General features: G+C 58.9%; 13 protein-coding genes. 5 read left to right on the top strand and 8 right to left on the bottom strand.

Annotation, left to right across the window (positions count from 1 at the left end; genetic code table 11):
• Together IVA75_RS24870 and IVA75_RS24875 are read left to right on the top strand one after the other, a co-directional pair.
• Positions 1–340, top strand: a 340-nt coding sequence (locus IVA75_RS24870) for a sensor histidine kinase (protein WP_247287503.1), incomplete at its 5' end; no start/stop codon positions are given.
• On the top strand, positions 333–710 hold the full coding sequence (locus IVA75_RS24875; RefSeq protein ID WP_247287504.1) for a response regulator: 378 nt from the start codon (positions 333–335) through the stop codon (positions 708–710). The genes IVA75_RS24870 and IVA75_RS24875, both read left to right, overlap by 8 nt.
• Positions 711–804: 94 nt before the next feature.
• Here the strand turns inward: IVA75_RS24875 and IVA75_RS24880 are convergent, their stop codons facing one another.
• Positions 805–1,014 carry a hypothetical protein gene (locus tag IVA75_RS24880; RefSeq protein WP_247287505.1) on the bottom strand — a complete coding sequence of 70 codons (210 nt, stop codon included), beginning with the start codon at positions 1,012–1,014 and terminating at the stop codon, positions 805–807.
• A gap of 362 nt (positions 1,015–1,376) precedes the next feature.
• Here IVA75_RS24880 and IVA75_RS24885 point away from each other — a divergent pair, with 362 nt between their 5' ends.
• A complete protein-coding gene (locus IVA75_RS24885) occupies positions 1,377–2,129 on the top strand; it encodes a Crp/Fnr family transcriptional regulator (RefSeq protein WP_247287506.1) in 753 nt (250 codons plus the stop codon).
• A gap of 32 nt (positions 2,130–2,161) precedes the next feature.
• On the top strand, positions 2,162–2,392 hold the full coding sequence (locus IVA75_RS24890) for a hypothetical protein (protein ID WP_247287507.1): 231 nt from the start codon (positions 2,162–2,164) through the stop codon (positions 2,390–2,392).
• A gap of 555 nt (positions 2,393–2,947) precedes the next feature.
• Here the strand turns inward: IVA75_RS24890 and IVA75_RS24895 are convergent.
• Both IVA75_RS24895 and IVA75_RS24900 read right to left on the bottom strand, forming a co-directional pair.
• Positions 2,948–3,142 (bottom strand): hypothetical protein, encoded by a 195-nt coding sequence (locus IVA75_RS24895; RefSeq protein ID WP_247287508.1) that lies wholly within the window; start codon positions 3,140–3,142, stop codon positions 2,948–2,950.
• Between the two features lie 6 nt (positions 3,143–3,148).
• Positions 3,149–3,415 carry a hypothetical protein gene (locus tag IVA75_RS24900; protein WP_247287509.1) on the bottom strand — a complete coding sequence of 89 codons (267 nt, stop codon included), beginning with the start codon at positions 3,413–3,415 and terminating at the stop codon, positions 3,149–3,151.
• 568 nt (positions 3,416–3,983) lie between these two features.
• Between IVA75_RS24900 and IVA75_RS24905 the strand changes: the two genes are divergently transcribed.
• Positions 3,984–4,328 carry a response regulator gene (locus IVA75_RS24905; RefSeq protein WP_247287510.1) on the top strand — a complete coding sequence of 115 codons (345 nt, stop codon included), beginning with the start codon at positions 3,984–3,986 and terminating at the stop codon, positions 4,326–4,328.
• On the opposite strand, the gene IVA75_RS24910 is transcribed toward IVA75_RS24905, so the two are convergent.
• The 5 genes from IVA75_RS24910 to IVA75_RS24930 form a co-directional block, all read right to left on the bottom strand.
• Entirely contained in the window at positions 4,325–4,669 is a 345-nt protein-coding gene (locus IVA75_RS24910; protein WP_247287511.1) for a response regulator, read from the bottom strand. The genes IVA75_RS24905 and IVA75_RS24910 overlap by 4 nt on opposite strands.
• 356 nt (positions 4,670–5,025) lie before the next feature.
• On the bottom strand, positions 5,026–5,460 hold the full coding sequence (locus IVA75_RS24915; protein ID WP_247287513.1) for a hypothetical protein: 435 nt from the start codon (positions 5,458–5,460) through the stop codon (positions 5,026–5,028).
• A 1,253-nt stretch (positions 5,461–6,713) separates the two neighbouring features.
• The gene (locus IVA75_RS24920) at positions 6,714–6,980 is read right to left on the bottom strand and encodes a hypothetical protein (RefSeq protein WP_247287519.1); all 267 of its coding nucleotides are present in this window, start codon (positions 6,978–6,980) and stop codon (positions 6,714–6,716) included.
• Between the two features lie 566 nt (positions 6,981–7,546).
• On the bottom strand, positions 7,547–7,990 hold the full coding sequence (locus tag IVA75_RS24925) for a DUF4399 domain-containing protein (protein WP_247287515.1): 444 nt from the start codon (positions 7,988–7,990) through the stop codon (positions 7,547–7,549).
• 17 nt (positions 7,991–8,007) lie between these two features.
• The coding region (locus IVA75_RS24930) for an SUMF1/EgtB/PvdO family nonheme iron enzyme (protein ID WP_247287517.1) at positions 8,008–8,422 on the bottom strand (415 nt) is incomplete at its 5' end.

Here is an 8,422-nt window from a genome sequence, read left to right on the forward strand (position 1 = left end):
CGTCGATCTGGACGCGCGCAGCGCACTGAGCATCACCATGGTGCTGAACGAGCTTCTGACCAACGCCGCGAAGTACGGCGCACTCTCGGTGCCCGATGGGACTGTGTCCTTCACCTGGCGGCTTGGCCCCAACAAACTGTCGCAAAGCGCGGTGGAATGCGAGTGGCGCGAACGCGGCGGCCCCCCGGTTTCGCCACCCAAGCGGCGTGGCTTCGGCACGCGACTGATGGAGCGGTGCATAGAGCATGACCTCGCGGGCGAGTTCGATCTGGTGTTCGAGCCGGAGGGCACCCGCTGCCGTATGGTGTTCCCCCTAATGCTTGCAGCGTCCAATGGTTGAGCTGTCTGGCGCCAGGGTTCTCCTGGTCGAAGACGAGGGCTTGGTGGCCCTCATGATTGAAGACATGCTCGAAGAATTGGGATTGAAGGTGGTCGCCTCGGCCGCCCACGTGCCAAAGGCGTGCGAACTTGCCGCCAGGGCGTCGTTCGATCTGGCGCTGCTTGACGTGAACCTGGCAGGTGAACGTGTCTTCCCGGTAGCGCGCATCTTGCGCGACCGGAAAATCCCTTTCCTGTTCAGCACCGGTTATGGCGGACCGCCGCTTGAGGAGGAGTTCAGGCATGCGCCCGCAATCGGCAAGCCGTTCTCTATCGAGCAATTAAACGAGCAATTGCGGACGATTCTGGCGCTCCCGCAGAAGCGCGGCTAGCCTCACTTCACCGGAGAGAATCCGTTAGAAGAACAGGGATACCCGGCGACCACATCGGCAACGGCGCAAGTTTTTAAGGACAGGAAAAGCCGTCCTAACCAGACGGCTTTTTCGATATGTCGGCGCGATCCCTCCGAACCGGTGGTACTTCCCCATCCAGCCATTCCTGCTCTTCGGCCAAAGACCGCCACGCCTGTTCCATGCGCCGGTACCGCTTGTAAGCTGGGCTCTCCTTCGAGGGCTCTCCTTCTGCGAGCATGGTGCAGTTATCGGCGTTCTCCTTGTAGATCTCTGATGGCTTCATGACAGGCTCCTTCGCCACGAAGGTAGTCCAGGGCCGGAAAAATCCGATAACCGAAAGGTTCTGGAAGTTTCCTGAAGCGGTAATAACTCAGAAACAGTCTGTGGACCGTTCGAGACGTGCCAAAGGCGGGCAGCTGATTGTGAGATAACGCTCCGGTACGCCCGCTCGTGACCCCGAAGCGCGCCCGCGTCCAAACGCTGCTCCATCTGGCCGGAGCGCGAGAAAGCGATGTTCGTTGCCGAAGAGTCTGGCAAGCTTGCGCTTTTTATGCTTTACTGAAGCATCACCGGCCGAGGCTTTGTCCGTAGGCGTCGGTGGCTGAGAGAGGTCGCGCTCCCGCCTGCATGTGCAAGGGAGCGATCATGCCGCACCGCAAGCTAATAGCGCGCCTACAGGCAGTCGGCGGTCTATTCGAACGAGATAAGCTTAGACTCGCGCGCATACCATATAGGGTGAAGTCCCTGGCTGATGGCGAATACGCGGTGCGCGAGGGAGACAAGCCCAGCAGCTGCATCGTTGTGATCGAAGGCTTTCTAGCTCGGCAAAGAGTGGTGAATGATCGAAATCAGATCTCGTCATTCTACCTGGCTGGGGACATGCCCGACTTGCCTACCCTGCATCTGCCGATCGCGGATTGTGATCTTTGCAGCGTAGGCAATTCGACGATAGCCGCTGTGCCCCATTCATCTCTCAGAGAGATCATGACCGAATCTCTGGGGCTTACACACGCGTTTTGGCGCGAAACGCTGATACAGGCCGCCATTTATCGCGAATGGGTTGAGAATCTCGGAGCGCGCCAAGCCTTAGGTCGACTCGCGCATCTTCTTTGCGAGCTTACCACTCGCATGGAATTTGTTGGGCTGGCGGACAACGGCAGCTACCGGATCCCGCTCACCCAGCAAGATGTTGCCGATGCATGTGGGCTTTCGATAGTTCACGTGAACAGGACAATCCAGGAACTCAGGGGTTTGGGCCTCATTGAATGGGAAAACCACATCGTTACAGTGCTCCGGCCACAGGAACTGCAAGCTGTAGCCGAGTTCAGCTCTGAATATCTGCATGAGTTAAACCTAAGCGCAGGATCAACGCTCAGCAAATCTGGGGCAGGATTTTAGGAACGTCGGGGTATTTACTAACTTACCGCCCAATGCCGCGTTTTCATTTCGACTATCATGAAGCGGAACGGGTCACTGTCGACGAGTTCGGCCAGGAAATGCGCAGCGTTGTTGCAGCTCACAGGATGGCCATGATTGCGCTCGGCGAGGCCGTGCGCGATTTTGCTTTTGCTGCTCGTCCGGGCACCATCGCAATTGTCGTTAGGAATGACGGCGGCGTTCTCCTGACAGTCTCTGCCACTGTGGAGCAGACTGAAAGCTGAGACCTTTGTGTCCGCCTGGCTGCCCTATTTCTTGGTGTCGTCTGTCGCCTAAGCCAAAGAGCAGTTCAGCACCAAGACATCATGCGCCGTCATTCGTCTGAAGCGATGGAAGGCGCGGCGATCTGCCCATCTGAGATGGGCGATATAAAGTCTCTGTGCAGGCACGTTGGTCTTCGAGCGCCATCGAACGGCACGGTGATGCCCGTGGTGCGAGGGCTCACGTTGATGACGATGCCCCTCCGGCCAGCCAGCTCTGGGATCGAGCGGCTCCAACCACGCTCATCTCGAAGCGGGAACTGACAGCAATTCTGTCGGACCTTCTAGTGTATCATTACCGCTATCCGGCAAGTCGGTGAATATGCAAACCAAGCTAAGAGGCCGCCCTGAGTTGGCGGCCTCTTCGTTGTCGCCAAGCGCCAGGAAATAGCCCAAGCAAATCCGGGGCTGACTGCAGCCGCGATTTTCATTGCTGTCATGGTGGCGCTGGACGAGCATTATTCCCACGGTGTTTATACCGGTCGCGCGCAACCGATGCTGCGCGAAATCCAGCATCGTTCAGGTGGTGGTCTCGCTCGATGAAGCGGGAGGACTCGGCATGGGTAGCCCGTATTCCTGCGCTCGCTTCGCCGCCAACTTTCGGTAGGACTGAGCTTGCGCCAGCAACTGGTCTTTGAAGCGTGAATCAGATTCATCTGCCGCCAGCGCTTCAAGCTGAACTGCACGCTCAAGATAGTCCGTCAACTGCTTCACTGGCCCCTACTCCCCGGGAAGGCCGTCCTCTGGTCGCGCCACGCCGGGTTTGATAGCCTTCAAAAGGTTGCTCAACGGCGGCGGCGCAGTGTTTGGCTTGGTCAGCCAGTCGCTCATCTGGGCCGCCTTTTCCGCCTGATCCGCACGCTTCATTAGAAGCTCGCGTTCGGTGCCCGGAGCAAGCCGCTCTGCGGCTTCCCTAGACTTTGCCGCCTCTTCCATCAGGCGATCCGTGAATGTCTTGCGATGCGTGACCCGACGACGCTCGCTCATGTGTTACTCCCACCTTGCACCGCGAAATGGCGCTATCGGACCTTGACACAACAACCCAGAATGGGAACATAAGTTCCATCGTAGGAACGAGCGAACGGGAAGGCCATGACCCTAGCGCATCGTGTCAGGTCAAACCTAGAAGTCGTACTCGAAGAGGTTTGCCGTGACCTTCCGAACGGCGGTGACCACGACGTTCGGAAGATGGTCGCGGAACGGCTTCTGAAAGCTGCGGAAGCGGGACAACATTCCCTTGGGGAGCTTCGGGCTGTTGGCCTTCGGGCATTTGAAAAAGCATCCACATGGCCCAGGAGAAGCGCTCAGTAGTGACACGGGTTTGCCGATGATACCCGCTTCCGACCTAAGGCTGTGATGCAAGAGCCTCAAATCCCCTCCCTCAAGGATTGCCATCGCTGCGGTCACAAGCCAAGGTTCGTGACTTCGATCCTTGATCCGACAACGGGCCGCACATTTCGAATCTCTCGGTGTGGCAGTTGCGGTGAGCAGTCATGGCGGTCAGAGGCATCTGAAGGAATGAAGTAGTTGGGTACACTGCGCTCGGAGTGGCGGTATGGCGTCTGTGCTTCTGGTCGAGGATGAATCGCTTATCCGCATGATGATTGCGGATATGCTGGCGGAGCTAGGTCACAGCCTCGCTGGTGAGGCTAACGATTTGCAAAGCGGGCTTTTGCTTGCTTCTGCGCCCGGTGTTGATGCGGCCATTCTCGACATACAGCTTGGAAGAGATAGCTGCGAACCCATTGCAGAAGCGCTGCGAGGCAGGGGCATTCCATTTGCCTTCGCGAGCGGATACGGCGCGGGCGGCGTACCCACGGGCTTCAAGGATCATCCGGTCCTTCAAAAACCATTCCCAATGGACGAGCTTGAGCGCTGTTTAGCGACTCTGTTGCGCTAACAAATGCCGGTCGTTTGTTCCATGACGCGATGAAGGTCTTCCTCAGAGAACGGCTTCCTGAGCAAGGGAAAGCCATCACGCCTTCGCTCCCGGCCCGATAGCTGTAAAACTTTCAGCGTTGGGCGAGCCCGCGTTGCACGTTCGGCCAGTTCATGGCCATCCATCCCCGGCATGTTGATGTCCGTGATCAAAATCGAAACGTCTTCGTTCCTCGCCAGTGTATCGAGAGCTTCGGGGCCGCTATGCGCGCAAACAACTTTGCAGCCAAACTCTTCGAGCATGGACGCGATCACGGCGAGCACGCCGGGATCATCATCTACTACTAAAACTGTATGCGTCATGGCGGAACAACCTCGCCTAGTTAACCTATGCGAAGAGCTGAAGTTCCCCGGTGGTGAGCCACAGGCCGCGCGGAGGCAAAGACCAATCTTCCCGCCATCAGCTTTCATTCTAGCCAAGCTATCTGACCTTGCCACGCAGAAAGTCGATGCACGTTCCTGCATTTGGCGCAACATGAAGAAATCGCAACAGCGTTTGGTCATGGCTTCGCGGCTCTCGTTGGGCCGCCTCAGTGGGCAGCATCTTTCTTCGCCCGTAAGTGACTTCCGCTTGTGGCCCAAATGCGAAGTGCAGGATGTTCGCCAAGTGGGGCGATATCGGAGGAGAAGCGGACGTCGCCCACAATCTGCGGGCGGTCTTACTGCGCTAGAAATCCGAATGCGACAACCAGTGCCACCATGCTCGCGAAAATCAGCAGGGCCGGGAGGGATTTTCGGATCATTTGTCTCGTCGAATGGCGCGCAGCCGATTGACCGGGTTGAGGTCTAGGCGGTCTCTGGGCCGGCTTGACTTTGCGCTTTGTCGTTGGCGTCCGAGCCTTTGGTTCCGGCGCTGCGCCTAAGCCTCCCATTTCGCTGTAATAAGCGCTGTAGACCTCGCGAACGGCTAGGGCCGTGGACTCGGCCTCGCTCATTGTCTCGAGGCGCGTTCGATAGTTAGCCAGAAAGCTTTGGGCGTTGGATGGCAGGTCCTCGAAACCGCCTAGCTTGGCCATCATGAGCCAAGTGGCAAAATCAGCCTCAGCCTTCGTGCGCGCTTTCTTGGCGATACCGGCGTTGGAGCTAGAGGACATGGTGGTCCGAATAGTTTGAACCCGGCCGCGAAGCTGTTCATCGACACCATCCGCGAGGCGGCAGGGGCATGGTAATCCGGTTACAGTAGTGCGGCGCGGGAGAGTCCAAACACGAACCTTACCAACTAGTCGGCTCCTGGCCCAGGTTGAAGCGGACAGGGCAGGCTAGCTAGGGAGGGCTCACCACTGCTGATGCCCCAAATGGCGGTAGCCAACAGTGAATCGTGGTCCAAACCAAATTGCACTCTCTGAATACACGCTCTGCGACGCACCATACGAACAGTGAGCGCGGTAAAAGTGTCTGCAGGCCGACCTTGAACGTCAGCGGATATCCACTCCTCCTCACCATCGGTCGCAAGCTACTGTGAAGGCACGCTTCTTCGCGCTTCAGTGAAGCTGCGCGCAAATTGCTACGGTGATTAGCTACGAAGTTCCCCTAGCAGCCGTCGCTCAGCTACAGAGTGTCCGGATTCGACCCATCCATAGTCCTGGTGCCGCTCGTCGAGCGCTCTTCTTGCCTCCACCGTCGCCTCGTAGCACCGCCCCAGCGTAGTTCACGGCGTCCAGATGTACGATTGAACCGAAGGCTAGGCGCGCCGCGCAGATGTCGGGAAAGGCGTGCCACGAGGCTGAGAGCGGAAGCGAGAGGCGGCCTCAGGGGGCGGCCTTCTCGTTAGCTGGTGGGCGTCCGCATGTCATTGGCGAACGAGCTACGACCACCTACCTCCAGCATCGAGAATAGCAAGGCCCCCCCGGGGCAATGGCTGCTCGACCGCTAATCGAACTACGCCAACTCTGTTGCTCCCTTCACAGGTGCGTGCTTCATAAGCCCAGTGTCGGCGGCGACGCCGACGCGCTCGGCTCCCGTGCTTTGGATCGGAGGTGCGGACCTCCAGATACGGGGGCCGGATTAGCGCTGACCGACGCGATCGGTTTACCGCATGGACTGTGGACTAGCCATCTTGGCAAGAAATACCGAGGTTGTCACACGCGAGAGCGAATGACTCTTTTGCCTTTGCATCCTCGAAGCAGAACGAGCTCCGACCTCCGCGCATTGCCTCTCGCGATGCGGGACGCTTCGCCGCGTAAAAGGTCCAGTTGTCTCCGGCAGCACGAACGATCAGGCAATTTGCTTTGGGCACGCTCGCTCAATCGCAGGAGAGACGGCCCCGGCTTCAGGGGGCCGGGGCCGCTCCGCCAGCTCGGGCGGCGACCCAGCGAGGATTCAAGCGGAAACGCCCCCGGCAGGTTCCTTAAGGCGCCAACAAATCCTCGCGCGGCGTCAGCAGCCGCACGTAGGTACCGCTCTCGTGCAGCTCCAGCCAACCCTTCTCGATAGCGCACTTGATCCCGGCGCCGAACTCCGGGCCGCTTCCCTTCAGCGTGAAGAGGAAGGGATAGTTTACCTTCTCAATGTGGATACGGCCGTCCTGAACCGGCTGTATGCCGGCGGCGAGCTCGATCAGCTTGCGGGCTGCGGCTTGTGGATTTGCAAAAGGGCGTTCGGTGACGTGCTTCATCGCTGGAATCAAAACCTCAAGCGCCCATGCTTGGCCTGACTTGCCCGCGACTGTCATGCGAGTTCGGGACGATATGCACAGATCCTGCGGCGCCGCATGCCGAACAGACAAAGCGCAAACCGACGCGCGACCACGGCTGATCCTGCGGGAGCGCGTCGAGCCGCACTCGGGAAGGGTTCTGCGCTCAAAACTCTGGCCCACATCTAGGTTGCTGTAGCGGGAAAAGTGGTCAACCCAAAAGACCGCTCGAAAAGATCGGTGCATTGATGTAGCGCGCAAAAGCGAAAACCCCGCCAGGGGAAGCGGGCTTTCTGGTGGGGGGTGAAGCTTAGAGAAGCTTCAATTATAAGACGCTCGCATCGCGGACAAGGTTCAAAGCTCTCAAAAGCGAACTAGGCCGATATCGCAATGATGGGGTGACTGCCAGGCCGAAAAGCACCAATGGTGCAGGTTCATTGCCGGTCCTGTGGCTCAATGCTGATCTCATCTCCTAGACATAAGCGCCCCGCAGCAGCGGCGGCCACTGGCGGCAACGGTGGAATGGACACCTAAGACCGGCTTGCGATTTACTTCGCCGTCGCGGGCTGCCTGACCCGTATGGTGATCTTCTCCGACACGATGGGCGGCTCGAACGGATAGTGCCTGGCGTCGCCCAGCACGAGCTGAAGGGTGTGCGTTCCGGGCGGAAGCTCGAGCAGCGTTTCGGTCTGTCCTGCTCCGAAATGCAGATGCGATTTGTCCTGCAGGATCGGCTCCTTGGGATCGACGGGGTCATTGACGTCGATCAGCAAATGATGGTGACCGGCATTCTGATACTCGTCGCCGGCATGCGTCACTCCCATGTTGCGCAAGCCGAACCGGACCCAGAATCCGCCGCGAACCTTCTGCCCGTCATGCGGCGTGATGAAATAGAGCTTTGCGTCTTTGGGACCTGTCTTGCCTTGCGAAAAGGCTGCCGCCGGGAGCAATGCGAGCGCCGCCGCCAGCGCGACGCAACGAAGGATGTGCATCAAACCAACTCCTCCACTCAAGGGCTGAGCGCCGCGCGGAATCCATGCGTCGGATAACGAACATGTGTGTCGTAGCCATCGCGGTTGGACGGTCGCACATATCTCGAATCGTTCTTCCAGGAGCCCGAGCGCAGGACATGAGCGCTGCAATCCCCGCTGCTCCATGCCGAGCCGTCGCCGGGCGCGCCCTGATAGGTCTTGTGCCAGCAGTCCTCGACCCACTGATCGACGCCGCCGCCCATGTCATGGAGCCCGAACGGATTCGGCTTGAAGCTGCCGACCTTCGCCGGCTGCTCGGCCGCGAGATCACCGCAATCCTTGCAACCGGCCATGCCCGGCTGCAGCTTGTCGCCCCACCAATATTTGGTCTGCGTTCCGCCCCGCGCGGCATATTCCCATTCGGCTTCGCTCGGAAGCCGATAAGTCTTCTTT

Origin of the sequence: Bradyrhizobium sp. 134 (assembly GCF_023074155.1) — a bacterium.
Lineage (GTDB): Bacteria > Pseudomonadota > Alphaproteobacteria > Rhizobiales > Xanthobacteraceae > Bradyrhizobium.

Coding starts and splice junctions, on each gene's coding strand:
- IVA75_RS24905 (WP_247287510.1), top strand. CDS start 3,984: ATGGCGTCTGTGCTTCTGGTCGAGGATGAATCGCTTATCCGCATGATG.
- IVA75_RS24910 (WP_247287511.1), bottom strand. CDS start 4,669: ATGACGCATACAGTTTTAGTAGTAGATGATGATCCCGGCGTGCTCGCC.
- IVA75_RS24920 (WP_247287519.1), bottom strand. CDS start 6,980: ATGAAGCACGTCACCGAACGCCCTTTTGCAAATCCACAAGCCGCAGCC.
- IVA75_RS24925 (WP_247287515.1), bottom strand. CDS start 7,990: ATGCACATCCTTCGTTGCGTCGCGCTGGCGGCGGCGCTCGCATTGCTC.
- IVA75_RS24915 (WP_247287513.1), bottom strand. CDS start 5,460: ATGTCCTCTAGCTCCAACGCCGGTATCGCCAAGAAAGCGCGCACGAAG.
- IVA75_RS24890 (WP_247287507.1), top strand. CDS start 2,162: ATGCCGCGTTTTCATTTCGACTATCATGAAGCGGAACGGGTCACTGTC.
- IVA75_RS24880 (WP_247287505.1), bottom strand. CDS start 1,014: ATGAAGCCATCAGAGATCTACAAGGAGAACGCCGATAACTGCACCATG.
- IVA75_RS24885 (WP_247287506.1), top strand. CDS start 1,377: ATGCCGCACCGCAAGCTAATAGCGCGCCTACAGGCAGTCGGCGGTCTA.
- IVA75_RS24900 (WP_247287509.1), bottom strand. CDS start 3,415: ATGAGCGAGCGTCGTCGGGTCACGCATCGCAAGACATTCACGGATCGC.
- IVA75_RS24875 (WP_247287504.1), top strand. CDS start 333: ATGGTTGAGCTGTCTGGCGCCAGGGTTCTCCTGGTCGAAGACGAGGGC.